We start from the raw sequence: 25,528 nt of genomic DNA on the forward strand, positions 1-25,528 counted from the left end.
CCACAATTAGGCAGCCACGGCCTCCGTGGCAAGCGCCCTGAGGGGCGTCGGGGGATTGCCGCGCCGCGGCGTCTGGTCCAATCTGCCGCCGCAGGCCACAGCCGGGACAGGCGACGCGACAAGATGGACGACCTAATGACACCGCTGGTCCAGGGCGATCGCCGTGCCTTGTCGCGCGCGATCACCCTGGTCGAATCAACCCGTCCCGACCACCGTGCCCGCGCGCAGGCCCTGTTGGCGGCGCTGCCCGACCGGCAGGCGCTGCGGATCGGCCTGTCGGGAACGCCCGGCGTCGGCAAGTCGACCTTCATCGAAGCCTTCGGCACCCGGCTGACGGGGCAGGGGCTGGGGGTGGCGGTGCTGGCGGTGGACCCGTCCTCGACGCGGTCAGGCGGGTCGATCCTGGGCGACAAGACGCGGATGGAGCTGCTGTCGCGCAATCCGCGCGCCTATATCCGGCCCAGTCCCTCCAGCGCGCATCTGGGCGGCGTCGCGCGCCGCACGCGCGAGGCGATCCGCCTGTGCGAGGCGGCGGGATTTGACGTGGTCCTGATCGAAACCGTCGGCGTCGGCCAGTCCGAGACCCTGGTGGCCCAGATGTCGGACCTGTTCGTCCTGCTGCTGGCGCCCGCCGGCGGCGACGAGCTGCAGGGGGTCAAGCGCGGCATCATGGAGATGGCCGACCTGATCCTGGTCAACAAGGCCGATGGCGACCTGCTGGCAACAGCGCGGCGCACCGTTGCCGACTATGCGGGTGCCCTGCGCCTGCTGCGCAAGCGGCCGCAGGACCCCGAGGGCTTTCCCAAGGCGCTGCCCGTCTCGGCCACGACGGGCTCGGGGCTGGACGAAGCCTGGGACCAGATGCAGGAACTGGTGCAATGGCGGCGCGATCACGGGCATTTCGACCGCAACCGGGCCGATCAGGCGCGCGACTGGTTCCTGGCAGAGCTGCGCGCCGGGCTGCTGGCGCAGCTGGACCGGCCCGAGACGCGCCGCCGGGTCGAGGATCTGGGCCGCGCGGTGGCGGCGGGCGACCTGCCCCCCGGCCAGGCCGCGGGCGAGGTGCTGGACTGGCTGGCCGGGGATCGCGCGCAATAGCTGCCCGATTTCGCGCCCCCTCCCTGGCCCGAATCGATTAGAACGGTGCGAAAGGGGGCATCATGCGCGACCTGACCGATCACGACCGTCTCTACGCGGCGCTTCTGGCGCGCGACCCCGCCTATGAAGGGGTGGCGCTGGTGGGCGTCACCTCGACCGGGATCTTTTGCCGGTTGACCTGCCCGGCCCGCAAGCCGCTGGCCCGCAACTGCCGCTGGTTCGCGACCGCCGGTCAGGCGCGGGCCGCAGGCTTTCGCCCTTGCCTGCGCTGCACCCCGCAGGGCCCGCAGGCCGAGGCGCATCCGGTGATCGCCGAGCTGACCCGCGCCTTGGCGGACCGGCCCGCGCATCGCTGGTCCGAGGCGGACCTGGTGGCGCGGGGGCTGGACCCCTCGACCGTGCGGCGGCTGTTCCGGCAACATTACGGCCAAAGCTTTCTGCAGATGGCGCGGGCCGCGCGGCTGAGGCAGGGGCTGGCCCGGCTTCATCAGGGGGATGCGATGATCGAGGCGCAACTGGATGCGGGGTTTGATTCGGCCTCGGGTTTTCGACAGGCTTTCCGCGCGCTGTTCGGCCATGCGCCGCACCAGATGCGCGGCAGTGGCGACCTGAACGCGGATTGGATCGACACGCCGCTTGGCGGCATGATCGCGATTGCCGACGACCGGGCGCTGCACCTGCTGGAATTCATCGACCGCAAGGCGCTGCCAGACGGGCTGCGGCGGCTGTCCGCGCTGGTCGGGGGCCGTGTCGGCCTGGGGCGCAACGGGATCATCGACCGCACCGAAGCCGCGCTGGAGGGATTCTTTGCCGGGCGCGACGGGCGGCTGGACCTGCCGGTCCGGATGCACGGAACACCCTTCCAGCTGCGGGTGTGGCAGGAATTGCAGGCGATCCCCCCCGGCCAGACCCGCAGCTATGGCCAACTGGCCGCGGCGATTGGCCAGCCTTCGGCCGTGCGGGCGGTGGCGCGGGCGAATGGCGCCAACCGGCTAGCGCTGGTCGTGCCCTGCCACCGGGTCATCGGCGCGGACGGCACCATGACCGGCTATGCGGGCGGGCTGTGGCGCAAGGAAAGGCTGATCGCGCTGGAGGCATCGTGGCGCGACGCGGGCAGGGAAATGCCCGACAAGGCTTGACTGGGGGCGCGGGGACCTGTAATCCCCCGCGAACGGAATTCCGGGCGCTGCCTCGCGGCGCCCTTTCACATTGGGACGGACCCACCGCCGGGGACGCCCGCGTAGCTGAGACGAAGGAACACACCATGTCGCGCGTCTGCGAACTGACCGGCAAAGGCCCGATGACCGGTAACAATGTCAGCCATGCCAACAACAAGACCCGTCGCCGGTTCCTGCCGAACCTGAACGAGGTCACGCTGCTGTCCGAAAAGCTGGGCCGCGGCTACTCGCTGCGGATCTCGGCTGCGGCGCTGCGCTCGGTCGATCACCGGGGCGGCTTGGACGCCTTCCTGGCCAAGGCCAAGGACACCGAGCTGTCGGACCGCGCGCTGAAGATCAAGCGCGACCTGGTCAAGGCCGAAGGCGCCGCCGCCACCGCCTGATCGCCTGCCTCGTTTCGATTGCATCGCCCCGCCCTCCGGCGGGGCTTTTGCACATGCGCTGCGGCCTGTTGTCCAGGCGGACCCCGCACGGCGATTGCCTGCTGACCTTTCCTGAACGCCGAATTAGGTTGCGGCCATGTTCCGTCCCGTTCCCCTGCTTCTGATCTTGGTCCTGATGCTGACCAGCATCGGGCTGGGCGCGGCTCGTGGAACGATACGCCAGGGCACCGAGGTGGTCCTGTGCACCGGCCATGGCGTGGTGGTGACCCGCCTGCCGGATGGCGGGGAGGGGCAGGCACGGATCTGTCCGGACATGGCGCTGTCGCTGCTGGCCGTGATCGGCCTGCCGGATCCCGCCCTGCCGCTGCGCGCGCCGCTGCCGCAGCCCGGTCCCCTGGCCCTGATCGCCGGCCACGTCCCGGTGCTGGAAGCGGTGATTCGTGTCCGGGGTCCCCCGGCCCCTCAGCCTGCCTGAGACCGACACGAATTCTATCAAGGACCGACAGATGAAGACCCTGACCCTTGCCGCGCTTGCGGCCCTGCTGCCCGTTGCCGCCCTGGCCCATGACGGCATGCACATCAACGACGCCTATGCGCGCAGCACCAATCCCAGGACCGCGGCCGTGTTCCTGCAGCTGGCCAATCATCGCGCGGTGGACTGCACGCTGCAGGGCATCTCGACCGACGCGGCCGAGCGGGCCGAGCTGCACACCCATCTGGAAGCCGACGGCGTGATGCGCATGACGCATCTGGAGGAGGGGATCACTGTCCCCGCCGGAGAGGTGCATGACCTTGTCCGGGGCGGCGATCACGTGATGCTGCTGGGCCTGACACGCCCGCTGACGCAGGGCGACAGCCTGACGCTGGCCTTCGATTTCGGCGATTGCGGCACCGAGGAGGCCGAGGCCGTCGTGGACAATGATCGCGCCGAAGCCGCAGCCACGGCCGACGCCGCTCATGCCGGTCATTAGATCCGCCCGATGATCACCCGAAGGCCGGCCTGGCGGGTCGGCCTTCGGACCTCAGGCCGCCTGCGCGCGCCGCACCAGTTCGGCGGCGGCCGGCCCCAGGTGGTCCACGATCAGGCGCACCCCCTGCGCAGAAGGATGGACCCCGTCGCGCAGCAGCAGCGGGCCGCGCCGGGCGCGCGGAACCGCCGCCAGCGGCGCATAAAGGTCGGGCAGCAGCAGCGCATCGTGCCGCGCCGCCAGCCGCGGCCACATCCGGGCCCATGCCCCGCGCCAGGCGGCACCGCCACCGGGCGCCTGGATGCCCACCAGCAGCAGCGGTCGCCCACCCTTGCCCGCCGTCGTCAGGATCGCGTCCAGGTTCGCCTCGGCCTGTTCGGCGCTCCAGCCGCGCAGCATGTCGTTGCCGCCCAATTCGACCATGACCGCATCGGGCCGGTGGCGCCGCAGCGACAGCTGGATCCGGACGCGCCCGCGATAGGTCGTGTCGCCCGACAGCCCGCCGTCGATCAGCCGGGCCGGATGGCCGCGATCGGTCAGCCAGGCCGACAGCCGCGGCACCAGCCCCTCGGTCCGGCCAAGGCCATATCCTGCAGTCAGGCTGTCGCCAAAGCACAGCAGGCCGGGGGGCGGCGCGGCCTCGGCCGGGCGTGTCAGGGCCAGGGCGGCGGCCCCGGCCAAAACGTTGCGGCGGGCGGGACTCATCCCGCGCGCCTCAGCCTCAGGGCATTGCCCACCACGAAGACCGAGGACAGCGCCATCGCCCCCGCGCCCAGCATCGGCGACAGCTGCGGCCCGCCAAAGGGCACCAGCACGCCCATGGCGACCGGGATCAGCGCGGTGTTGTAGGCAAAGGCCCAGAACAGGTTCTGGCGGATGTTGCGCATCACCGCGCGCGACAGCCGGATTGCCCGCACCACGCCCTGCGGATCGCCCGACATCAGCACCGCATCCGCCGATTCGATGGCGATGTCGGTGCCGGTGCCGATGGCGATGCCGGTCTCGGCCGCCGCAAGGGCAGGGGCGTCGTTGATGCCGTCGCCGACAAAGACGCTGCCCTTGCCCATGCTGCGGATCGTGGTCAGCTTGTCTTCCGGTGTCAGGCCGCCCTCGATCCGGTCGATGCCCAGCCTCGCGCCCACGGCCCGCGCGGTGGCGGGCAGGTCGCCCGACAGCATCGCCGTCTCCAGCCCCAGCTGGTGCAGGGCGGCGACGGTCGGCGCGGCCTCGGCGCGTTCTGGATCGGCCAGGGCAAAGGTCGCGACATGCCGCCCCTCCACCGCCAGATGCACCGGGGTCGCGCCCTCGGCGGCGGCCCGGTCGGCCTCATTCATCAGCGCCGCCGCCGGCACGACGCCCGCGCCCTCCAGTGCCGCGCGGTTGCCGATCAGCAGCGCCTGTCCTTCCACGGTGGCGGTCAGGCCGCGCCCGGGCGTGGCGGTGACATCCAGGGCCTCGGGCAGGTCCAGCCCCTCGGCCTCGGACATGATCGCGGCGGCCAGCGGATGTTCGGACCGCGCCTCGGCCGCGGCGGTCAGGCGCAGGGCGTCGTCGCGCCCGATGCCGTCGGTCCAGATCGCGGTGACGCGCGGGTGCCCCTGGGTCAGGGTGCCGGTCTTGTCAAAGCTCACGATCCGCGCCTCGGCCAGCTTCTGCAGGGCATCGCCGCGCCGGAACAGCACGCCCAGCTGCGCGCCCCGCCCGCTGCCCACCATGATCGACACCGGCACCGCCAGCCCCATCGCGCAGGGGCAGGCGATGATCAGCACGGCGACGGCGGCGACGACCGCCTCGGCCAGGCCCGGCCCGAAGGACAGCCACAGCGCAAAGGCCAGCAGCGCCAGCCCCATCACCACCGGGACAAAGACGCGGGTGATCCGGTCCACCAGCGCCTGCACCGGCAGCCGCGTGGCCTGCGCCTGTTCCACAAGCGCCACGATGCGCGACAGGACCGTGTCGGCCCCCGTCGCGGTCACCCGGAAGGTCAGCGCCGAGGATCCGTTGACCGTGCCGCCGGTGACCGGATCGCCGGGCGTCTTGGCGGCAGGGATCGGCTCTCCGGTCAGCATGGATTCGTCGACCGGGCCGGAGCCTTCGGTGATCACGCCATCCAGCGCCACGCGTTCGCCCGGCGCCAGACGGACCAGGTCGCCCGGTCGCAGATCCGCGACGGCCACCTGTTCCGGCTTGCCGTCGCGCAGGACGGTCGCATGTTCAGGGACCAGCGCGATCAGCTGGCGGATCGCCTCGCCGGCCTGGCCCTTGGCCCGTGCCTCCAGCCAGCGGCCCATCAGGATCAGGGTCACGATGACGGCCGCGGCCTCGAAATAGACATGGCGCGAGGCAACCGGGACAAGCTGCGGCGCCAGCGTGACGACGGTCGAGAACAGGAAGGCCGCCCCGGCGCCCAAGGCGACCAGGCTGTTCATCTCGGGCGCGCCGCGCATCAGCGCAGGGATGCCGGTGGTGAAAAAGCGACGGCCCGGCCCCATCAGCACCGCCAGCGTCAATGCCAGCTGCGCCAGCCACAGGACCTGCGTCGGGACAAGCCCGTGCAGCCAGTGGTGAAAGGCGGGGAACAGGTGGCCCCCCATCTCGGCCACGAAGACCGGAACGGTCAGCGCCAGCGCCGTCAGAAAGGCGCGACGCAGGGCGGGGGCCTCGTCCGGGGGCGGGGCCGCGGGCTGGTCGGGCTGCTGGACCTGCGCGGGATAGCCCAGGTCGGTGACGATCCGCGCCAGCGCCTCGGGCGTCAGGTTCGGGGCATGTGTCACCTGGGCGCGATGCGTCGCCAGGTTCACCTGCGCCTCGGCGACGTCGGGACGCGCCGACAGCACGCGGGTGATGCGCCCCGAGCACGAGGCGCAGCTCATGCCCTCGATCGCCAGGCGGGTGGTGATCAGTTCGGCGGGATAGCCCGCCTGCGTCAGCGCCTCCTGCACCTGCGGCAGGGTGGCGCCGTCCAGGCGCAGATGCGCGCGCTTGGTGATCGGGTTCACGTTGATGTCGGCGGTGCCTGGCAGGTCGGTCAGCGCGCGGGTCACGCGGCCGGCGCAGGCGCCGCAGCTGATGCCCGGGACGGGCAGGTCAAGGGTGATGGCAGAGGTCATGTCCGGATCCACTGATATTGCGGGAAGGGCGATGCAATATCAGGGCGGCCGGCGGGGCCTGCGGGCGCATGGGCGCGCGATCGGGCAGATCGCGGCGCGGATGGGCGTCCAGGTGCTGCGGCTCGGGCCGGGGGGCGGGCCGCGACAGGCGCAGCCGCGCCGCGGGATGGCAGCGGCAGGCACGATCGCCCCGGCCCCGGCACCGATGGGCGGGACGGGGGGACGCCGTGCGGGCGTGGCAATCCGGGCGGGGCATGACGCGGCTCATGTGAAACAGATGTGGCCGCGGGGCCCGCCGGTCAAGGGCGCAGCGCCCCGCAACGTCGTCGTGAGTTGCAGCGGGCCCCGTTTTTCCTGTATCGGTGGGGAAACGAACTGGACGAGGATATCCGCCATGAACCGTCGTCAGCTGATCTCGCTGGCCGCCCTGCTGGCTGCAACGCCCTCGCTGGTGATGGCGCAGGCCGCCCCTGCGGCGGCGCCCGCCGTGGCCCAGGCCGACCCCTATGTGCCGACCGAGGTCGCCATCCGCGATGATTTCGAGGTCGGCAGCATCGTGGTCGTCAGCCGGGATTTCTTCCTTTATCACGTCGTGGCACCCGGCCGGGCGATCCGCTACGGCGTGGCCGTCGGTCGCGACGAACTGGTCTGGAAGGGCAAGGCCACCATCGGGCGCAAGGTCGAATGGCCCAGCTGGCGCCCGACCAACGACATGATCGAGCGCAACCCGACGGCCTATCAGAAATATGCCGACGGCATGCCCGGTGGGCCGACGAACCCCCTGGGGGCGCGCGCGCTGTATCTGTACAACGAGAACGGCCAGGACACCGCGATCCGCATCCACGGCACGACCGAGCCCGGATCGATCGGCCGCGCGGTGTCGAACGGTTGCCTGCGGATGCGCAACGAGGCCGTGATCAGCCTGTTTGACCAGGTGCCGATCGGCACGCCCGTCTACGTCTTCTGATCTTGAACCTGCGCCTGTCCCGCGTGGCCGACCCCGCGCTGTCGGGGTTCGACCAGATCATCGATGCCCGCTCTCCGGCGGAATTCGCCGAGGATCACCTGCCCGGCGCGATCAACCTGCCTGTCCTGGACGACGAGGAGCGGGCCCGCGTCGGCACGATCTACAAGCAGGTTTCGCCCTTTGATGCCCGCAAGATCGGCGGCGCGCTGGTCATCTCGGCCATCGCGCGCCACATCGCCGGACCGCTGTCCGGACAGGACGGGGCCTGGAAGCCACTGGTCTATTGCTGGCGCGGCGGCCAGCGGTCGGGCGCCTTCAACACGCTGCTGCGCGAGGTTGGCTGGCGGGCCGCGCGGGTCGAGGGCGGTTACAAGGCCTGGCGGCGGCTGGTGGTGGACCTGGTGCAGAACGGGCCCGTGTCCTCGCCCGTGATCGTCCTGGACGGCAATACCGGCAGCGCCAAGACCGAGATCCTGCTGCGCCTGGCCGAGCGCGGGCACCAGGTCATCGACCTGGAGGGGCTGGCGAACCATCGGGGCAGCATCTTCGGCGGCATGCCCGGCGGCCAGCCCAGCCAGAAGATGTTCGAAGGCCGGCTGGCCCTGGCCTTCGAGGCGCTGGACCCCGCCCGCCCGGTCCTGGTCGAGGCCGAGAGCAGCCGCATCGGCAACCTGAACCTGCCCAAGGCGATGTGGCAGGCGATCTGCGCCGCGCCGCGCATCCGGCTGGAGGTGCCCGTCGCGGCGCGCGCCGCCTTCACCGCCGACCGCTATGAGGAGGTGCTGAGCGACGATGCACGCATGGAGCCGATCCTGACACAGTTGGCACCCCTGCACCCTGCGGCCCGGATTGAAAGCTGGCGCGCGCTGATCGAGGCCCGCGACTGGCGCCTTCTGTCCGAGGGGCTGCTGAGCGATCATTACGATCCGCGCTACAACAGCCACCGTGCCCGCCATGACGACGGGCGCGGGCAGATCGTGCCGGTGGCGGATCTGCGCGACCTGGAGGCGGCTGCTGGCGCCGTCGAAGCGGCCTTGGCGCGGATGACGGGCTGAGGGCCGTCCTGCCGACACCGCCTCCCGTAGGGTATTTCACGCAACGAAGAAGGGGCGCGTTCAGCTTTCGCGCAGGAAGCGGCGCAGCACCGCCTCCAGCTTGGTGGCGCCCAGGGGGGCCATCGCCTTGGTGTGGTCGTGGCTGATCGATTCGTCGCTGAGCCCCGCCCCCATGTTGGTGATGACCGAGATCGCGGCGCAGCGCAGGCCCAGAAAGCGGCCGAGGATGATCTCCGGCACGGTGGACATGCCGACCGCATCCGCGCCCAGCACCCGCGCCGCCCGGATCTCGGCCGGGGTTTCGAAGCTGGGGCCCGAGAACCAGCAATAGACGCCCGCGGGCAGCTCCACCCCCTCGGCCGCGGCGGCCGCCGCCAGCGCCTGGCGCAGGGTGACATCATGGGCATCGGTCATCGGGACAAAGCGCGCATCCGTCGGCTCTCCGATCAGCGGGTTCGTGCCCGCGAAGGCGATATGGTCGTTCAGCAGCATCAGGCCGCCCGGCGGGATGTCGGCCCGCAGCGACCCGGCCGCATTGGTCAGGATCAGCCGGTCGCAGCCAAGCGCCGCCAGCACCTCCAGCGGCAGCCGCATGGCATCGGCGCGTCCGCTTTCGTAGTAGTGCGACCGGCCGCCAAAGACGGCGACGCGGCGCCCCTCCAGCTGGCCGATCACCAGTTGCGGGACATGGCCCGAGACTCCGGCATGGGGAAAGCCCGGCAGGTCGGAATAGGGGATCGCCGTGCCCTCCACCTTTTCCGACAGATGACCCAAGCCTGACCCCAGGATGAGGCCGAATTCCGGGGCCTCGTCGCCGGCGCGGTCGCGGATCAGGGCGGCAAGCTCAGCGCTCTTTGACATAGGGCTCTCCTCCGGCGCGGGGCGGAATGGCGCGGCCGACAAAGCCGGCCAGGATCACCACCGTCAGGATATAGGGCAGGGCGTTCATGAACATCGAAGGGACCGTAACGATCCCCAGGTCCAGGTTTGGATAAAGATTGGCGATCGCCTCCAGAAGGCCAAAGAGGAAGGTCGCGAACAGCGCCTGCCAGGGCCGCCACTTGGCAAAGATCAGCGCGGCAAGGGCAATGAAGCCGCGCCCGGCGGTCATTTCCTTGACAAAGCCCGCCGACAGGCCGGTGGCCAGATAGGCGCCGGCGATGCCGGTCAGCACGCCGCAGATCGCCACCGCCGTATAGCGCAGCCGCGTGACCGAGACCCCGGCCGTGTCGACGGAGGCCGGGTTTTCCCCCACCGCCCGCAGGCGCAGGCCAAAGCGCGTGCGATACAGCACCCACCAGGTGATCGGCACCAGCGCGAAGGCCACATAGACCAGGATCGTCTGCCCCGAGATCAGCCCCGAATAGATCGGCCCCAGGACCGGAACGTCGCGGACCGCATCGGCGCCGGGCAGGGTGATGGGGTTGAACCGCCCCGCGCCGGTCAGGGCCGGCGTGCGCCCGCCCAGGCCAAAGGCGTTCTGCCCGATCAGAACCGTCAGCCCCGAGGCAAGGAAGTTGATCGCCACGCCCGAGATCAGCTGGTTGCCCATGAAGGTGATGGAGGCCAGCCCGTGGATCAGCGACAGCGCCAGCGCGCCCCCGATGCCCGCCACCAGGCCCAGCCAGGCGCTGCCGGTCAGGAACGCGACCGAGGCCGAGGTGAAGGCCGCCATCAGCATCTTGCCCTCCAGCCCGATGTCGAAGACGCCCGCCCGTTCGGAATAAAGGCCGGCCAGGCAGGCCAGCAGCAGCGGCGTCATCAGCCGCAGGGCGCTGCCGATGCCCTGTTGCGCGGCGGGGCCGTCGGCCAGCGCCCAGATCAGGCAGATGGCCAGGACGATGATCGCGATCAGCGAATCCCGGATGTTCATCGCGCGGTCCCCCTGCTGCGCCGCGTGGCCAGGAAGATCCGCTCCAGCGGCATCCGGACCATGTTGTCCAGCGCCCCGGTGAAGAGGATCACCAGCGCCTGGATCACCACGATCAGCTCGCGCGGGATCGAGGTCCACAGCGCCAGTTCCCCGCCGCCCTGATAGAGGAACCCGAACAGCAGCGCCGCCAGGAGGATGCCCAAGGGATGGTTGCGGCCCATCAGCGCCACCGCGATGCCGATGAAGCCGGCGCCCTCGACCGCGTTCAGGACCAGGCGCTCGGCCTCGCCCATGACGTTGTTGATGGCCATCAACCCCGCCAGCCCGCCCGAGATCAGCATGGCGATCACGGTGATCCGCACGGGATTGATGCCGGCATAGACGGCGCCCGGCTCGGATTTGCCCAGCGCGCGGATCTGGTAGCCAAGCCGCGTGCGCCAGATCAGCACCCAGACCAGCAGGCAGGCCAGCAGCGCGATGAAGAAGGTGACGTTGACCGGCGTGTTGCGGCCCCATTCCATGCCGAACGCCGCCGCGATGTCCGACAGCGTGGGCAGGTTGGTCGCTTCGGGAAAGCGGGCCGTGGCCGGGTCCATGCTGCCCACCGGGCGCAGCAGGTTGACCAGCACATAGTTCAGCGCCGCCGCCGCGATGAAGTTGAACATGATCGTGGTGATCACGATATGGCTGCCGCGCTTGGCCTGAAGGATGGCCGGGATGAAGGCCCAAGCCGCGCCAAAGACCGCCGCGCCCACCATCGCGGCCGGCAGCGCCAGCCCCCAATGCGGCAGCGGCAGATAAAGCAGCACCAGCGCGACCCCCAGGCCGCCCATCGCCGCCTGGCCCTCGCCGCCGATGTTGAACAGGCTGGCATGATAGGCGACCATCACGGCAAGGCCCGTGAAGATGAAGTTGGTCGCGTAGTACAGCGTGAAGCCCCAGCCATAGCTGGAGCCGAGCGCGCCTTCGACCATCGTGGTCAGCGCCTCGCGCGGGCTTTCCCCGATCGCCAGGATCACCAGCGCCGAGATCGCCATCGCCAGCACCAGCGAGATCAGCGGCGTCAGCACGACATCCGCCCATTTCGGCATCTTGTCCATCAGGCCCTTCCTTCCGGCAGCTTGTCGACATGGGCGGGGCCGCCGGCGGGGGCGGCCTCATTGCGGGTGTCGGTGACGCCGGCCATCAGCAGGCCCAGCTCACCCGTGGTCGTGTCCCCGGGCAGGCGCTCGCCCATGATGCGGCCGTCGAACATCACGGCCACCCGGTCGGCCAGCGCCAGGATCTCGTCCAGTTCGACCGAAACCAGCAGGATTGCCTTGCCGGCATCGCGCAGCGCCACGATCTGCTTGTGGATGAACTCGATCGCACCGATATCCACGCCGCGCGTCGGCTGGCCGATCAGCAGCAGGTCGGGATTGCGCTCGATCTCGCGCGCCACGACGATCTTCTGCTGATTGCCGCCCGAAAAGTTGCGCGCCGCCAGCCCCGCGTCACGGGGACGGACGTCGAACCGCTCCATCTTGGCCTCGGCGTCGCGGCGGATGGCCTGGTTGTCCATCAGCCAGCCCTTGTTGAACTCGGGCGCATCCTGCCAGCCGAATGCGACGTTTTCCCAGGCCGCGAAATCCATGATCAGCCCCTCGACCTGCCGGTCCTCGGGGATATGGCCGATGCCGTCGCGGCGGCGCTGGCGGGCATCGCAGCCGCGCCCCGACAGGGGCAGGGGGCGGCCGTTCATGCGCACCTCGCCGGTGACGCGGCTGCCCTTGCCGGGATAGCCGCCCAGGATCTCCAGCAGCTGCGTCTGGCCATTGCCACTGACACCCGCGATGCCCAGGATCTCTCCGGCACGGATGTCCAGGCTGATGCCGCGCAGCCGTTCCACGCCGCCCTCGTCGACCAGCCGCAGGTCGCGCACCTCCAGCACCGGGGCGGCAGGACGGGCAGGGGTCTTTTCCACGTTCAGCAGCACCTTGCGCCCGACCATCAGCTCGGCCAGCTCCTCGGGGCTGGTCTCGGCGGTCCTGACCGAGGCGACCATCTCACCGCGCCGCATCACGCTGACATTGTCGGTGATCTCCATGATCTCGCGCAGCTTGTGGGTGATCAGGATGATCGTCTTTCCCTCGTCGCGCAGGCCCTGCAGGATGCGGAACAGGTGGTCGGCCTCGGCCGGCGTCAGCACGCCGGTGGGCTCGTCCAGGATCAGGATGTCGGCCTGGCGATACAGCGCCTTGAGGATCTCGACCCGCTGCTGGTGGCCCACCGACAGGTCCTCGACCGTGGCATTGGGATCGACGTTCAGCTGGTATTCGGCGGCCAGCTGCTTCAGCACGCCGCGCGCTTTGGACAGCGAGGGGCGCAGCAGGGCGCCCTCCTCGACCCCCAGGATGACGTTCTCCAGGACCGTGAAATTCTGCACCAGCTTGAAATGCTGAAAGACCATGCCGATGCCCGCGCGGATCGCGGTCTGGCTGTCGGCGATGGTGATGGGCCGGCCATTGACCAGGATCTCCCCGGCATCGGGCCGATAGAAGCCGTAAAGGATCGACATCAGCGTCGACTTGCCCGCGCCGTTCTCTCCGATGATGCCGTGGATCGTGCCCTTGGGAACGCGCAGGTTGATGTCCCGGTTCGCCTGAACCGAACCAAAGGCCTTCGAGATGCCGCGCAACTCGATGGCAGCGGGGGCGGCCGCGTCGGACCGCCCCCCCCTCACGTCGCCTTGGGCCATTACGACGCCGGGCAGGTGTTGTCGGTCATGTAGTCGTGGACCTGAACCTCGCCCGCGGCGATGGCGGCCTTGGCCTCGTCCACGGCGGCCTGCATCTCGTCGGTGACCAGGTCTGCATTGTTGTCGTCGATGGCCACGTCCACGCCGCCCGCGGCCAGGTCCATGACCTTGATGCCCGGTTCCAGATCGGCGCCGGCGGTGAAGGCGTCAAAGACCGCGTTGTCCACCCGCTTGACCATCGAGGTCAGGATCTTGCCCGGATGCAGCGCATTCTGGTTGCTGTCCACGCCGACCGCCAGGATGCCCTCGTCCGCCGCCGCCTGCAGCACGCCGATGCCGGTGCCGCCCGCCGCCGCATAGATCACGTCCGCGCCCTGCGATTTCTGCGCGCGGGCCAGTTCGCCGCCCTTCACCGGGTCGTTCCAGGCCGCGGGCGTGGTGCCGGTATAGTTGATGACGACCTTGCCTTCCGGCTGCACCGACTTGAAGCCCTGGGCAAAGCCGCATTCGAACTTGTGGATCAGCGGGATGTCCATGCCGCCGATGAAGCCCACCGTCCCGCTGTCAGAGGCCATGCCCGCCATGACGCCCGCCAGGTAGCTGCCCTGTTCCTCGGTAAAGACGACCGACTGCACGTTGGGGGCCTCGACCACCATGTCGATGATCCCGAACTTGGTCTCGGGATAGTCGCCGGCGATCTTGGTCAGGACGTCGCCAAAGGCGAAGCCCACCATGATGATCGGGTTCGACCCGGATTCCGCCAACCGGCGCAGGGCCTGCTCGCGCTGTGCCTCGGACTGCATCTCCAGCTCGCGATAGCTGCCGCCGCTTTCCTGCGCCCAACGCTCCGCCCCGGCATAGGCGGCCTCGTTGAAGGACTTGTCGAACTTGCCGCCCAGGTCATAGATCAGCGCCGGTTCTGCCAGGGCCGCGCCGGACGTCAGGGCCGTCAGGGCCGCACCTGCCAGAAGCGTTTTCATCAGGGACATTAGGAACCTCATCCTGTTTTTGCGGGCGATTCAGCCGGCCCGCTGATCGCCCGATTAGGGCGCATCGGTCAGGGTCGGTCAACCGCCTTCTTGGGTGGCACGCAGCGTCAGGCGCATCACGACCGCATCTGTCGCCGGACCGTAATAGCGCCGCCGGAGGCCGGCTTCCAGCCAGCCGAGGCTTTGGTAAAGCTGCCGTGCCGCAAGGTTATCCTCGGCGACCTCCAGAAAGGCCTCCTCGACCGCGCGGGCCTGGCATTCGTCCCGAAACCCCGCGACCAGCCGGCGCCCCAGGCCCCGGCGCCGCGCCTCGGGGGCGACCGCCAGGGTCAGCAGTTCGGCCTCGCCCGCCAGCGCCCGTCCCAGCAGGAACCCCTGCGGCTCGGTCAGCAGAAAGGCGCCCCGCCCCTCCAGCAGCGATGCAAAGGCCCCGGCTGTCCAGGGTGCCGGACGCTCAAAACAGCGCGCATGCAGATCGGCCAGCGCCTGCGGATCGGCTGGGGGGGGGTTCATGGCAGGATGCGGGGCGGGGCCTCGCGCGCCGGGGCCGCATCCGCAGGGCGCAGGTAGAGCGGCGCAGGCCGCGGTCCGGGCCGGTCGGCACGGCCGGCCGCAATGCGCGCCACGCCCTCGGCCAGCGCGACCGCGGGCGCAGCCGGCGCCGGGCCGGGTGGCAGCGCGCCGGCCTTAGCCTGCTGAGGCCGGCCCTCATCCAACGCCTCGGTATCGAAATCCTGCCAGATGACCAGGTCGCCGCGCCCCGGCAGGACGATCCGGCAAGGGCGGGATAGGCCCCAAGCCGCCGCCTCGGTCGCGCTGACGCCTATGGCCGGGACGCGCAGCGCCAGCGCCAGCCCCCGCGCTGCCGCCACCGCCACGCGGATGCCGGTAAAGTTGCCGGGTCCCGTGCCCACGCCCAGGGCGTCCAGGTCCCGCCAGCCCAGCCCGGCCTCGGCCAGCAGTTCCTCCAGCATCGGCATCAGCCGCTCGGCCTGCCCCTTGGCCATCTCCTCGTGCCGGATGGTCAGCAGGCGGTCCCCCCGCAGCAAAGCGGCCGCGCAATGCGCGGCCGATGTGTCGAACCCCAGGACGATCCTGTCAGACAACGGGCCTGACCTCGATCACCTCGGGGATGTAGTGGCGCAGCAGGTTCTCGATCCCCATCTTCAGCGTCAGGGTCGAGGAAGGGCAGCCCGCGCAGGCCCCCTGCATATGCAGGTAGACGATGCCGCGATCAAAGCCGTGGAAGGTGATGTCGCCGCCGTCCTGCGCCACCGCCGGACGCACGCGCGTGTCGAGCAGCTCCTTGATCTGGCCCACGATCTCGCTGTCCGGGCCGTCATGGCTGGCATGGCCCGCGCTTTCGGGGGCCGCGCCCTCGATGGCCGGGGCGCCCGACTGGAAATGCTCCATGATCGCGCCCAGGACCGAGGGCTTCAGGTGATCCCAGGGCACGTCGTCGGCCTTGGTCACGGTCACGAAATCGCGGCCCAGAAAGACGCCCGCCACGCCCTCGACGGCAAAGATCCGGCGCGCCAGGGGCGAGCTGGCCCCGGTATCGGGCGAGGGGAAATCTGCCGTCCCGCTGCCCAGCACGGTCTCGCCGGGCAGGAACTTCAGCGTCGCGGGGTTCGGGGTGGTCTCGGTCTGGATGAACATGGGCGTGCTCCTTTGAGGCCTGATATGGCCACGGCGGGCGCGCAGGTCAAGCAGGCCCCCTCAGGTGATCGCGTCCAGCCGGTCCTTGGACAGGTCGCCCGGCACCAGGGTGATCGGGCAGGGCAGCGCCGTCGGGTCGCGCAGCAGCCGCGTGAGGACCGGGTTCTGGCCGCTCTTCTCCGCGCTGAGGCCCAGCACCACGACGCCGATCTCGCCGTCATCGGCGATCTGCGCCAGCAGTTCCTCGGCCGGGTCGCCCTCGCGGATGACCAGGTCGGGCTCGATGCCGGGCCGGGACCGCATCCACTTGGCAAAGACCTCGAAATGCGCCTCGATACGCTCGCGGGCCTCGGCGCGCATCACCTCGGCCACGCCAAAGCCGTGCTGGATCTCGTTCGCGGGGATGACCGACAGGATCACCACGCCGCCCTGCGTGCGCGCCGCCCGCATCGCCGCAAAGCGCATCGCGTTGAGGCATTCCTTGCTGTCGTCCAGAAGGACCAGAAATTTGCGCATGTTCCCGCTTGTGGCTGTTTCGCTCGGCGCAGAGTGGCCGAACTGCCATGGCGGCGCAAGTGATTGCACCCTTTGCATGCCCCACCTGTTCCCAATGCCGTGCACATGTGTTAGCCGCCAAGAAGGACCTATAACTGCACAGCGGATGGCGTCGTGACGATCCACCAGGACTGGGACAAGACCGACGCGGCCGGGCTGGCGGCGCTGACCTCGCCCAAGATGGCCTGGTTCATGGGTCAGGCCAGCGCCCCCGGCGTCAAGCCGATGCCCCTGTCCAAGCGGGTCTTCGACATCGTCCTGTCCCTGCTGCTGCTGCCCCCTGTCGCGCTGGTGATGCTGGCCATGGCGGGCATCCTGCTGGTGGCGCAGGGGAGACCGATCTTCTATGCGGCGCATCGGATGCGCGGGCCGAACCAGCCCTTCACCCAATGGAAATTCCGCACCATGCTGTGCGAGGAACAGGACTTCGGCGCCACAGGTGCGCACAAGAACTGGCGCATCACGCCTCTCGGGCGCTTCATGCGCCGCTCGCGCATCGACGAGCTGCCGCAGCTCTTCAACATCCTCAAGGGCGACATGAGCTTCGTGGGGCCCCGACCGCCCCTGCGCGAATATGTCGAACGTTTCCCGGCCGTCTATGCCCAGGTTCTGCAAAGCCGCCCCGGCGTCACCGGCCTTGCCACGCTGATCTATCACCGGCACGAGGATCGCATCCTAGCCCGCTGCAAATCCGCCGCGGCGACCGAGGCCGCCTATTACCGCCGCTGCCTGCCGGCCAAGCTGAAGATCGACCTGATCTATCAGCGCCACCGGAACATGCGGCTGGATTTGTGGATCCTGTGGCACACGCTCAAGATCGTCATCTCGCGCCGCGATGAACGCCCGCGCCGCCGCCGCAACCCCGCCGCCTATCCGCCGCTGCCGGCCTCCCGCGGCGCCCGGAACGGATCGCAGGGATAACCCACCCCCGTCAGGTAAAGACCCTGCGGCGGGCAGACCGGGCCGCAGGCGGCACGGTCGCGGGCCGCCAGGGCCTCGGCCACGCGCCCCGGCGCCCATGATCCCGCGCCGACGCGCTCCAGCGTGCCGACGATGCTGCGGACCTGGTTGTGCAGAAAGGACCGCGCCCGCAGGACAAAGCGGTATTCCCGGCCCTGCGGGATCTCGTGTTCGGTGATCTCGATGCAGTCCAGCGATTTGACCGGGCTTTTCGCCTGGCAGATCGACGACCGGAAGGTCGTGAAGTCATGGTGCCCCACCAGATGCGCCGCGCCTTTGCGCATCGCCTCCAGGTCCAGCGGGTTCAGCACTTGCCAGACCTGCCCGCGCCCATGCGTCAGCGGCGCGCGCCGGGCCACCAGGCGGAACAGATAGCGCCGCTCGGTCGCGGAGAACCGGGCGTGAAAGTCGTCCTCCACCCGCGCGGCCTGCAGGATCGCCACTGGGGCGGGCTTCAGGTGCCAGTTCAGCGCCTCGCTCAGCCGGAACGGGTCCCAGTCCCGCGCCAAGTCGGCATGGGCCACTTGGCCCGTGGCATGGACGCCCGCATCGGTGCGACCGGCCGCGGCGATCCGGGCGCCGGCGGCAAAGCCCGGATCCAGCCGCGCCAGCGCCGCCTCGATCGCCCCCTGGACCGAGGGCTGGTCGGCCTGCGCCTGCCACCCGGCAAAGGGGGCGCCGTCATATTCCACCTGCAACGCGAAACGGGGCATCAGTCGCGCGGGATCTTCTGGCCGGGAAAAGGCATCTTCAGCAGGTCATCCAGCGTCTGGGCCTCCTGGCTTTGCAGGGCGGGACGATCCTCGGCCGCAACGCGGGTCGCGGCCCCGGTCAGCCCCTCGCGGGCCAGACGCTCGCGCAGGACCGACATCTCGATGTCCAGCGCCTCGCGGTCGCCGTCCAGCAGACGGTCGGCGCGGGCGATGAAATCCTTCTCCAGATCGTTCAGGAACTCTTCATAGGCCCGCCGCGCCCCGGCATCCCGGGTCTGGGCGTAAAGATCGGCAAAGCGGATCGTCGCATCCCGCGCGCCCAGCAGATAGACCCCCAGATAGCGCCGGGCCGAGGCCAGTCCCCCCGGATTGTCCCGCACCCGGTCGAACAGATGCTGCACGCTGGCCGCGAACATCTGGACGCGCGCCTCCAGCCGCCGGTCGCCCGCGCGCAGGATCGCGTCCTTCATCTGCGCCAGATGCGTCTCGGCCTCCTCGATCATCCGCTGCGCGCGGTCCTGCTGAAAGCTGTCGATCCCCTCGCGGCCCTTGTCGCGCCAGGGATCGGCCCCAAAGGATAGCTGGTGCAGCGCCAGTCCCGCCGCGCCGATCATCCCGGCCTCAGCCCAGACCCCGGGTTCCGCGGCACCCAGGCCCACGCCCAAGCCCGCCAGCAGCCCGCCGAACAGCTTGCGCGGGATGGCCGGGCGGCGGGCGATGCGCCGCGCCTCGAAGGCGGCCTGCGCGACCAGCCCCTCGCGGGTCATCCACATGCCGCTGGCCACCAGCCCGAAGGCCGCAAGGTCGGTGACCATGCCGGTCGCGCCCTGGAAGAACGCGCCCAGCAGAAAGGGCGTCGCGGCCAGGGTGATCCATTTCGGCCGTCCCTCATGCGGGTGGCGCGGCGTGGGCGGCAGTTCGGCTCGCGGCGGCAGGGCGCGGCCCGCCCCGGCCTCGGGTGAAAATCGGCCTCCAAAACGTTGCGACATGCCCGGCCCCTCAGCCCGCGCCCGCAAGCGAGGCATAAAGCGTCAGCAGCAGCAGCAGGTAAAAGCTGAGCCTCGATCGGGCATTGCGTGACATGGGCGTCCTTTCGGCGGTTCAGCGCCATATATCGGCATCGCCGGGCGGAATTCAAACGGCGCGCGGAAACAGCCGGTCCAGGGCGGCCACCAGCGGCCCGTCATCGGCCAGCGCCAGCCGCACGGGCAGGGCCATGACCTTGGGCCGAAAGGCGCGGGGCAGGCGGGCCGCGTCCTTTTCGGTGGTGACCAGTTGCGCGCGCAGCATCCGCGCCTCGGTCTCCAGCCGGGTCAGCAGGGCCTGCGTGAAGGGCTGGTGATCCTCCAGCGGCTCGGCCCGGACCAGCTCAGCGCCCAGGTCCCGCAGCGTGCCGAAGAACTTTTCCGGATGCCCGATGCCCGCAAAGGCCAGAACCCGGTGGCCGCGCCAGTCGAACCCCATCTGCAGGGGCGCCAGCCGTCCGCGCAGATGCGGGGGCGCGTCCGGGGGCGGAACAAAGCCCGCCTGCGCGGCCTCGGACCCGATCGACAGCAGCAGGTCGGCCCGCGCCAGGCCCGCCCCCACCGGTTCGCGCAGCGGCCCCGCCGGCAGGCACAGCCCGTTGCCGAAACCCTTGGCGGCATCGACCACGACCAGCCCCAGGTCATGCGCCAGCGCCGGATCCTGGAAACCGTCGTCCAGGATGATCGCCTGCGCCCCCGCCGCCACCGCCGCCCGCGCGCCCGCCAGCCGGTCGTCCGACACCCAGACCGGCCCAAAGGCCGCCATCAGCAGCGGCTCGTCCCCGGTCAGGGCCGCCTCGTGGCGCCGCTCATCGACCTGCAGCGGTCCCTTGGCGCTGCCGCCATAGCCGCGCGACACGACATGGGCGGCGATCCCGCGCCCGGCCAGCATCATCTGCAGGTGGATCACCGTGGGCGTCTTGCCGGTCCCGCCCGCGTTCAGGTTCCCCACGCAGACCACCGGCACGCCCACCCGGGCGCGGGCGCCCTGCGCCAGCCGCCGGGCCGTGGCGCGGGCATAGGCGGCCCCCAGGGGCGCCAGCAGGCGGGCGCGCAGCGTCGGCGGGCGCCGGAACCAGAAACCGGGCGCGCGCTTCATGCCGGGACCTTTCCGGCGCGGGCAGGACGGTCCAGCGCCCGCAGCACCTGTTCGGCGATGCGGATCGCCACCTCGGCCCCGCCGGTGCTGACCTTCCAGGCATTGCTGGCCAGGGCCGCGATCAGCTCGGGCTGGGTCAGTTCGGTGATGGCTTGGGCCAGCTCCTCGGGGCTGCGGACCTGGCGGGCCGCATGGGCCCCGTCCAAGTGCTGCCATTCGGTGGCATAGGGGCCGGGCTGGGGCCCATGCACGATGGCCGAACCAAGCCCCGCCGGCTCGAACGGGTGGCGCATCGCCGGGTCCTCGCCCTCCAGCGTCCCGCCCACAAAGCTGACGGGCGCCAGCCGGTACCACAGGCCCATCTCGGTCGGGCCGTCGGTCAGCAGCACCTGCACCTCGTCGCCGAAATCCTCGTCCTCGCTGCGGCGGGCGACGGTCAGGCCGCCGGCCTCGATCAGGGCGGCCAGGGCGTCGATGCGCGCCGGCTCGCGCGGCGCCAGGATCAGCAGCGCGCGGTGGGAATGGCGCAGCGCGGCCTCGTGGGCGGCCAGAACGGCGGCCTCCTCGGACTGGGGCAGGCTGGCCGCGAACCAGGCATGGCGGCCGTTCATCTGCTGGGCCATCGACACGCGCTCGGTCTCGGAACAGTAAAGCGGCTCGCGGATCTCGGAGACCGGCCCGGTCATCAGCAGCCGCGCCGCGGGCAGGCCCATGCGGCGGGCGATCTGGTGGCTGGCGGCATCGCGCAGCAGGATCGCCGCCATATGCGACAAAAGCTGCCGGCGCATGCTGGCCCCCATTCCCCAGGCCAGGGCGCTGCGGTCCAGCCGGAATTCCGCCAGGACCATCGGGATCTGCCGCGCCTGCGCCGCCGCGATCAGCGCCGGCGGCAGGTCCGATCCCAGCAGCAGCAGGGCCCGCGGCCGCGCCAGGTCCAGCAGCCGTCCCGCCCGGGCGGGATCATGGGCCAGGTCCGGGGTCTCGGCCGCCTCCGGGGCCAGCCGGATCACGCGCAGGTCCGACCGGCTGCGCGCCAGGCGGCGCAGCACCTGCGCCTCGGCCTGCAGCGCATCGCCCGAGACATGCAGGACCAGCGCGGGACCCTCGCCCGCGGGAATGGCGGGCAGGGCCGGGTCCTCGCCGCGGCGGCCGCGCAGATGCAGCCACAGCCCCAGCTGGCCCAGCCCCGCCCCTGCCATCAGCTGCCCAGTTCCTCGGTCGGGCTGACCTCGCGCTGCTCGTCGCGCAGGCGGTGCAGGTGGGCGATGAAATAGCGGGTATGGGCGCTGTCCACGGTCCGCTGCGCCTCGGCCTTCCAGGCGGCAAAGGCGGTTTCGTAATTTGGAAAGATCCCCACCATGTGGATGTCCTTGGTGTCGCGGAACTGGGTTCCCTGCGGATCGACCAGCTCGCCCCCGAAGACGAGATGCAGGCGTTGGCTCATGTGACCTCCTGGCTGTCGGAATGGCCGCAAACCTAGCGCGCGGCGGGCCGAAGATGAAGCGGGGATGGCTAAAAATCGACAGGTTTCGGCTTTGCCACCCCCCTCCGCCAGCCGCTAGCCTTGGGCCGAGGCCAGAAGGCCGGAACGGCAGGGCGGGTGCGGGGTGTGCCCGCCGCAGGGGCCGCGCGCGGCGGGCAGGCCGGGCGCGTGCCCCTTGGCCCGTTGGCGCACCGTCAGCCCCGGTCGCCCGACAGCTCCATGATGACGGCCCATTCGGCCTCGGTCACCGGCTGCACCGACAGGCGTGTGTTGTTGACCAGCACCATGTCCTTCAGCCGCGGCTCGGCCTTGGCCTCGTCCAGGCTGACGGCGCGGGGCAGCCTGCGCACCGCGCGCACATCCACGCAGTCCCATTTCGGGTCCGCCGCCGTGCTGTCGGGATGGGCCAGGGCGATGACCTCGCAGATGCCCACGGCCTCCTTGCCGATGTTGGAATGATAGAACAGGCCCAGGTCGCCGACCTTCATGGCCCGCATCATGTTGCGCGCCTGATAGCTGCGCACCCCGTCCCATTCCTCGCCGGCCGCGCCCCGGGCCACCAGGTCGTCCCAGCCAAAGACGTCAGGCTCGGACTTGAACAGCCAGAAGGCCATCAGCCGATCACCTTCTTCCACTCGGTGATCTCGGTCGAGGCGAACAGCCCCGCGGCCTTGTAGGGGTCCGCCTCGGCCCAGGCCCGCGCCGCGTCCAGGTCGGCGGCCTCCAGGATCACCAGCGATCCCCGCATCTCCCCCTCCTCGATCAGCGGGCCGGCCATGGCCACGATGCCGCTGTCGCGGATATGGGCCAGATGCGCGTTGCGCGTGTCCAGGCGGATTTGCAGCGCGCCGGGCTTGTCCCGGCAGATCACGGCGAACAGGGGCATCATTCCTCCTTCAGGGGACGGCTCAGCAGATGGTCCATGGCCTTTTCCACCGAAACGCGGCCCTCGGCAAGGCGGGCGACCATGCCGGCGATGGGCAGGTCCAGCCCGTCGCGGGCGGCCATGCGGGCCAGGGCGCGGGCGGTGGCCGCGCCCTCGACCGTGGTGGCGGTGTCGAACTCCAGCCCCGCGCCAAGCGCCCGGCCAAAGCGGAAGTTGCGCGACCCGTCCGAGGTGCAGGTCAGCGTCAGGTCGCCCAAGCCCGACAGCCCGGTCAGCGTCTCGGGGCGCGCGCCCAAGTGGATGGCCAGGCGCGTCATCTCGGCGAAACCGCGGGTGATGATCGCGGCGCGGGCGCTGTCGCCCAGGCCCGCGCCCATGACGGCGCCCGCAGCGATGGCGATCACGTTCTTCAGCGCCCCGCCCAGCTCGGCCCCGGTCACGTCGGTCGTGCGGTAAAGCCGCAGGACCGGCGTCGACAGCGCCTGCTGCAGGGCCTCGCCCGCCTGCGGATCGGCGCAGGCCAGCGTCAGCGCGGTCGGCAACCCGCGCGCGATGTCGGCGGCGAATGACGGCCCGGTCAGCACCGCCACCGTCGCCCGCGGGCAGGCGGCGGCGATCAGGGTCGAGGGGCCGGTCAGATGCGTCAGGTCGATGCCCTTGGCGGTGCTGACCAAGGTCTTGCCTGCCAGCCGCCCGCCATGTTCGTCCAGAAACCCGCCCAGTGCCTGCGCCGGCAGCGCCAGCAGCACGACCGGGGCTGCCAGCGCCGCCTCCAGGTCCTCGGTCACGGCCAGGCCCTGGGGCAGCGTCACGCCGGGCAGGCGGGGGTTCTCGCCCTGCCAGTCGATGCGCCGCCCCCACAGCGTCACCGGCCCGTTCGCCGTCAGCGCCACCGCCAGCGCCGTGCCAAAGGCGCCCGCGCCCAGGACGCCGATCATGCCTTGGCGCCCTTCTTGCCGCTGCCCAGCATCGGCGCGGCGCGCCGGTCCAGCGGCCAGCGGGGACGGGCGGACAGGTCCATCCCGTCGCGATGGCCCAGGCGGAACCGCTCGATCCCGGCCCAGGCGATCATCGCGCCATTGTCGGTGCAAAGCCGCAGGGGCGGCGCCAGGAAACGCGCCCCGGCGGCACCGGCGACCGTTTCCAGCGCGGCGCGGATCTGGCGATTGGCGGCCACGCCCCCTGCGACCGCCAGCACCGGGACGGGGCTCGCCGCCAAGGCGCGGCGGGATTTCTCGGCCAGGACTTCGGCCACGGCGGTCTGGAAGGCGGCGCACAGGTCGCGGCGGTCGGCGGCGCGCAGGCCCCCCTGATCTGCGATCAGCGCGTCGCGCTGGCGCAGGACGGCGGTCTTCAGCCCCGAAAAGCTCATGTCGCAGCCGGGCCGGTCCAGCAGCGGGCGGGGCAGGGAGATGCGATCCGGATCGCCCTGCGCGGCCTCGGCCTCCACATGCGGCCCGCCGGGCTGGGGCAGGGCCAGCAGCTTGGCGATCTTGTCGAATGCCTCGCCCGGCGCGTCGTCGATGGTGCCGCCAAGGCGGGTGAAATCGTCCGGCCCGTCCACGCGCAGGAACTGGCAATGCCCGCCCGAGACCAGCAGCATCAGATAGGGAAACTCCACCCCGTCGGTCAGACGCGGCGTCAGCGCATGCCCCGCCAGATGGTTCACCCCGACCAGCGGCAGCCCGGTCCCGGCAGCGATCCCCTTGGCGCACATCACCCCCGCCATGACGCCCCCGATCAGCCCCGGCCCGGCCGTCACGGCAATTCCCGACAGCGCGTCCAGGCCCAGCCCGGCCTCGGCCAGCGCCTGTTCCACGGCCAGGTCCAGCCGCTCGGCATGGGCGCGGGCGGCAATCTCGGGGACGACGCCGCCGAAATCGGCATGCAGCTCGGTCTGGCTGCTGACCACGCTGGACAGGATGCGCCGGTCCCCCGTCACCACGGCGGCGGCGGTGTCGTCGCAGCTGCTCTCGATGCCCAGAAAGATCAGATCATCCATGCTCTTGCCCAAGTCCGGGGTGGCGCTTACCCCTGTGGCCCTAGCACCCGCGCAGGAAGTTGCCAATGCCAGCCGACCCGCACCCGCCGCTTCTGCTGACCCGGCCGCTGCCGGATGCACGGCGTTTCGCGGCCTCGATGCCGGGCTGGCGCGCGGTGATCTCGCCCATCCTGCGCATCGTCCCGGTGCCCCATGACGGCGCGCGGCTGGCGGCGGCGCCGGGGCTGGTCTTCACCTCGGCCCATGCCGTCGGTGCGGCCGGACCCGGGCGCGGGCGTCCTGCGCTCTGCGTCGGCGGCCGCACGGCCCAGGTCGCCCGCGCCGCAGGCTTCGACGTGACCGAGGGCAAGGGCACCGCCGAAAGCCTGCTGCCCCTGATCCGCTCCGCGCCCCTGCCCCTGATCCACCCGCAGGGGCGCCACCTCGCCCGGCCTCTTCCGGTGCCGGGCATCGTCGTCTATGACCAGCAGGCGCAGCCCCTGTCGGAGGAGGCCGCGGCGCTGCTGGCCGGACGGGACCCGGTGATCCTGCCGGTCTTCTCGCCCCGCTCGGCGCGGCTGGTGGGGCAGGCGGTGGATCAGGCGCGGGCGCCCCTGTGGCTGGTGGCGATCAGCGACGTGGCCCGCGCGGCCTGGACGGCGCCGACTGCCCGGCAGGCCGTGGCCGCCCTCCCCTCGGCCGAGGGGATGCGACAGGCCATCCGGCAGATCGTCGCAGCGGAACAAAGCTGACGACGACGGGTTGAGCGTGCAGCCATCGCTCATTAGGCTGCCGGGGACGCGCTGAAT

General features: G+C 70.8%; 29 protein-coding genes. 9 read left to right on the forward strand and 20 right to left on the reverse strand.

Features of this window, described 5'->3' with window-relative positions:
- The first annotated feature begins 123 nt into the window (after positions 1 to 123).
- The 5 genes from meaB to ACNR9W_RS03590 all read left to right on the forward strand — a co-directional run bounded on the left by meaB (position 124) and on the right by ACNR9W_RS03590 (position 3,630).
- On the forward strand, positions 124 to 1,098 hold the full coding sequence (gene meaB / locus ACNR9W_RS03570; protein WP_458478616.1) for a methylmalonyl Co-A mutase-associated GTPase MeaB: 975 nt from the start codon (positions 124 to 126) through the stop codon (positions 1,096 to 1,098).
- 62 nt (positions 1,099 to 1,160) lie between these two features.
- Positions 1,161 to 2,237, forward strand: coding sequence for a bifunctional transcriptional activator/DNA repair enzyme AdaA (locus ACNR9W_RS03575; RefSeq protein ID WP_419270315.1), 1,077 nt, complete (start codon positions 1,161 to 1,163; stop codon positions 2,235 to 2,237).
- Positions 2,238 to 2,362: 125 nt separating this feature from the next.
- A complete protein-coding gene (gene rpmB, locus ACNR9W_RS03580) occupies positions 2,363 to 2,659 on the forward strand; it encodes a 50S ribosomal protein L28 (protein ID WP_419270313.1) in 297 nt (98 codons plus the stop codon).
- A 136-nt stretch (positions 2,660 to 2,795) separates the two neighbouring features.
- Positions 2,796 to 3,134 (forward strand): hypothetical protein, encoded by a 339-nt coding sequence (locus tag ACNR9W_RS03585; protein ID WP_419270312.1) that lies wholly within the window; start codon positions 2,796 to 2,798, stop codon positions 3,132 to 3,134.
- Between the two features lie 31 nt (positions 3,135 to 3,165).
- Positions 3,166 to 3,630: a copper chaperone PCu(A)C gene (locus ACNR9W_RS03590; RefSeq protein WP_419270310.1), complete on the forward strand. Its 465-nt coding sequence runs from the start codon at positions 3,166 to 3,168 to the stop codon at positions 3,628 to 3,630.
- Between the two features lie 51 nt (positions 3,631 to 3,681).
- Here ACNR9W_RS03590 and ACNR9W_RS03595 read toward each other — a convergent pair whose 3' ends face one another.
- Positions 3,682 to 4,332 carry an arylesterase gene (locus ACNR9W_RS03595; RefSeq protein WP_419270308.1) on the reverse strand — a complete coding sequence of 217 codons (651 nt, stop codon included), beginning with the start codon at positions 4,330 to 4,332 and terminating at the stop codon, positions 3,682 to 3,684.
- Positions 4,329 to 6,737 (reverse strand): heavy metal translocating P-type ATPase, encoded by a 2,409-nt coding sequence (locus ACNR9W_RS03600; protein ID WP_419270306.1) that lies wholly within the window; start codon positions 6,735 to 6,737, stop codon positions 4,329 to 4,331. Before ACNR9W_RS03600 ends, ACNR9W_RS03595 begins: the two co-directional genes overlap by 4 nt.
- Positions 6,738 to 7,131: 394 nt before the next feature.
- On the opposite strand from ACNR9W_RS03600, the gene ACNR9W_RS03605 reads away from it, so the two are divergent.
- Positions 7,132 to 7,704, forward strand: a complete 573-nt coding sequence (locus ACNR9W_RS03605; RefSeq protein WP_419270497.1) for a L,D-transpeptidase — start codon at positions 7,132 to 7,134, stop codon at positions 7,702 to 7,704.
- Positions 7,705 to 7,706: 2 nt separating this feature from the next.
- On the forward strand, positions 7,707 to 8,759 hold the full coding sequence (mnmH, locus tag ACNR9W_RS03610; protein ID WP_419270304.1) for a tRNA 2-selenouridine(34) synthase MnmH: 1,053 nt from the start codon (positions 7,707 to 7,709) through the stop codon (positions 8,757 to 8,759).
- A gap of 60 nt (positions 8,760 to 8,819) precedes the next feature.
- On the opposite strand, the gene ACNR9W_RS03615 is transcribed toward mnmH, so the two are convergent.
- The 9 genes from ACNR9W_RS03615 to ACNR9W_RS03655 all read right to left on the reverse strand — a co-directional run bounded on the left by ACNR9W_RS03615 (position 8,820) and on the right by ACNR9W_RS03655 (position 16,533).
- A complete protein-coding gene (locus tag ACNR9W_RS03615) occupies positions 8,820 to 9,620 on the reverse strand; it encodes a purine-nucleoside phosphorylase (protein ID WP_419270302.1) in 801 nt (266 codons plus the stop codon).
- Positions 9,604 to 10,521 (reverse strand): ABC transporter permease, encoded by a 918-nt coding sequence (locus ACNR9W_RS03620; protein WP_458478718.1) that lies wholly within the window; start codon positions 10,519 to 10,521, stop codon positions 9,604 to 9,606. The genes ACNR9W_RS03615 and ACNR9W_RS03620 overlap by 17 nt, the downstream gene beginning before the upstream one ends.
- Positions 10,522 to 10,628: 107 nt before the next feature.
- Positions 10,629 to 11,732 (reverse strand): ABC transporter permease, encoded by a 1,104-nt coding sequence (locus tag ACNR9W_RS03625; RefSeq protein WP_419270298.1) that lies wholly within the window; start codon positions 11,730 to 11,732, stop codon positions 10,629 to 10,631.
- Entirely contained in the window at positions 11,732 to 13,369 is a 1,638-nt protein-coding gene (locus ACNR9W_RS03630; RefSeq protein ID WP_419270296.1) for an ABC transporter ATP-binding protein, read from the reverse strand. Before ACNR9W_RS03630 ends, ACNR9W_RS03625 begins: the two co-directional genes overlap by 1 nt.
- Positions 13,369 to 14,358 carry a BMP family lipoprotein gene (locus ACNR9W_RS03635; RefSeq protein WP_419270294.1) on the reverse strand — a complete coding sequence of 330 codons (990 nt, stop codon included), beginning with the start codon at positions 14,356 to 14,358 and terminating at the stop codon, positions 13,369 to 13,371. Before ACNR9W_RS03635 ends, ACNR9W_RS03630 begins: the two co-directional genes overlap by 1 nt.
- 78 nt (positions 14,359 to 14,436) lie before the next feature.
- Positions 14,437 to 14,871: a GNAT family N-acetyltransferase gene (locus tag ACNR9W_RS03640; RefSeq protein WP_419270292.1), complete on the reverse strand. Its 435-nt coding sequence runs from the start codon at positions 14,869 to 14,871 to the stop codon at positions 14,437 to 14,439.
- Positions 14,868 to 15,464, reverse strand: a complete 597-nt coding sequence (gene tsaB, locus ACNR9W_RS03645) for a tRNA (adenosine(37)-N6)-threonylcarbamoyltransferase complex dimerization subunit type 1 TsaB (protein WP_419270290.1) — start codon at positions 15,462 to 15,464, stop codon at positions 14,868 to 14,870. The genes ACNR9W_RS03640 and tsaB overlap by 4 nt, the downstream gene beginning before the upstream one ends.
- Positions 15,457 to 16,017, reverse strand: a complete 561-nt coding sequence (locus ACNR9W_RS03650) for a NifU family protein (protein ID WP_419270288.1) — start codon at positions 16,015 to 16,017, stop codon at positions 15,457 to 15,459. Before ACNR9W_RS03650 ends, tsaB begins: the two co-directional genes overlap by 8 nt.
- Before the next feature lie 60 nt (positions 16,018 to 16,077).
- Entirely contained in the window at positions 16,078 to 16,533 is a 456-nt protein-coding gene (locus ACNR9W_RS03655; RefSeq protein ID WP_419270286.1) for a universal stress protein, read from the reverse strand.
- A gap of 153 nt (positions 16,534 to 16,686) precedes the next feature.
- On the opposite strand from ACNR9W_RS03655, the gene ACNR9W_RS03660 reads away from it, so the two are divergent.
- Positions 16,687 to 17,493 carry a sugar transferase gene (locus ACNR9W_RS03660; RefSeq protein ID WP_419270284.1) on the forward strand — a complete coding sequence of 269 codons (807 nt, stop codon included), beginning with the start codon at positions 16,687 to 16,689 and terminating at the stop codon, positions 17,491 to 17,493.
- Here ACNR9W_RS03660 and truA read toward each other — a convergent pair.
- The 9 genes from truA to tsaD form a co-directional block, all read right to left on the reverse strand.
- On the reverse strand, positions 17,442 to 18,245 hold the full coding sequence (truA, locus tag ACNR9W_RS03665) for a tRNA pseudouridine(38-40) synthase TruA (RefSeq protein ID WP_419270282.1): 804 nt from the start codon (positions 18,243 to 18,245) through the stop codon (positions 17,442 to 17,444). The genes ACNR9W_RS03660 and truA overlap by 52 nt on opposite strands.
- Positions 18,245 to 19,234, reverse strand: a complete 990-nt coding sequence (locus tag ACNR9W_RS03670; RefSeq protein WP_419270280.1) for a 5-bromo-4-chloroindolyl phosphate hydrolysis family protein — start codon at positions 19,232 to 19,234, stop codon at positions 18,245 to 18,247. Before ACNR9W_RS03670 ends, truA begins: the two co-directional genes overlap by 1 nt.
- 145 nt (positions 19,235 to 19,379) lie before the next feature.
- Positions 19,380 to 20,369 (reverse strand): tetraacyldisaccharide 4'-kinase, encoded by a 990-nt coding sequence (lpxK, locus tag ACNR9W_RS03675; RefSeq protein ID WP_419270278.1) that lies wholly within the window; start codon positions 20,367 to 20,369, stop codon positions 19,380 to 19,382.
- A complete protein-coding gene (locus ACNR9W_RS03680; protein WP_419270276.1) occupies positions 20,366 to 21,568 on the reverse strand; it encodes a 3-deoxy-D-manno-octulosonic acid transferase in 1,203 nt (400 codons plus the stop codon). The genes lpxK and ACNR9W_RS03680 overlap by 4 nt, the downstream gene beginning before the upstream one ends.
- Entirely contained in the window at positions 21,568 to 21,813 is a 246-nt protein-coding gene (locus ACNR9W_RS03685) for a DUF4170 domain-containing protein (RefSeq protein ID WP_419270275.1), read from the reverse strand. Before ACNR9W_RS03685 ends, ACNR9W_RS03680 begins: the two co-directional genes overlap by 1 nt.
- A gap of 233 nt (positions 21,814 to 22,046) precedes the next feature.
- Positions 22,047 to 22,466 (reverse strand): EVE domain-containing protein, encoded by a 420-nt coding sequence (locus tag ACNR9W_RS03690; protein WP_419270273.1) that lies wholly within the window; start codon positions 22,464 to 22,466, stop codon positions 22,047 to 22,049.
- A complete protein-coding gene (locus tag ACNR9W_RS03695; protein WP_419270271.1) occupies positions 22,466 to 22,738 on the reverse strand; it encodes a YciI family protein in 273 nt (90 codons plus the stop codon). Before ACNR9W_RS03695 ends, ACNR9W_RS03690 begins: the two co-directional genes overlap by 1 nt.
- Positions 22,738 to 23,676 (reverse strand): NAD(P)H-dependent glycerol-3-phosphate dehydrogenase, encoded by a 939-nt coding sequence (locus tag ACNR9W_RS03700; protein WP_419270269.1) that lies wholly within the window; start codon positions 23,674 to 23,676, stop codon positions 22,738 to 22,740. The genes ACNR9W_RS03695 and ACNR9W_RS03700 overlap by 1 nt, the downstream gene beginning before the upstream one ends.
- Positions 23,673 to 24,740, reverse strand: coding sequence for a tRNA (adenosine(37)-N6)-threonylcarbamoyltransferase complex transferase subunit TsaD (gene tsaD, locus ACNR9W_RS03705; RefSeq protein ID WP_419270267.1), 1,068 nt, complete (start codon positions 24,738 to 24,740; stop codon positions 23,673 to 23,675). The genes ACNR9W_RS03700 and tsaD overlap by 4 nt, the downstream gene beginning before the upstream one ends.
- A gap of 65 nt (positions 24,741 to 24,805) precedes the next feature.
- Here tsaD and ACNR9W_RS03710 point away from each other — a divergent pair, with 65 nt between their 5' ends.
- On the forward strand, positions 24,806 to 25,471 hold the full coding sequence (locus tag ACNR9W_RS03710) for a uroporphyrinogen-III synthase (RefSeq protein WP_419270265.1): 666 nt from the start codon (positions 24,806 to 24,808) through the stop codon (positions 25,469 to 25,471).
- Positions 25,472 to 25,528 lie beyond the last annotated feature (57 nt).

Source organism: Paracoccus sp. T5 (genome assembly GCF_048538155.2).
GTDB lineage: Bacteria > Pseudomonadota > Alphaproteobacteria > Rhodobacterales > Rhodobacteraceae > Paracoccus.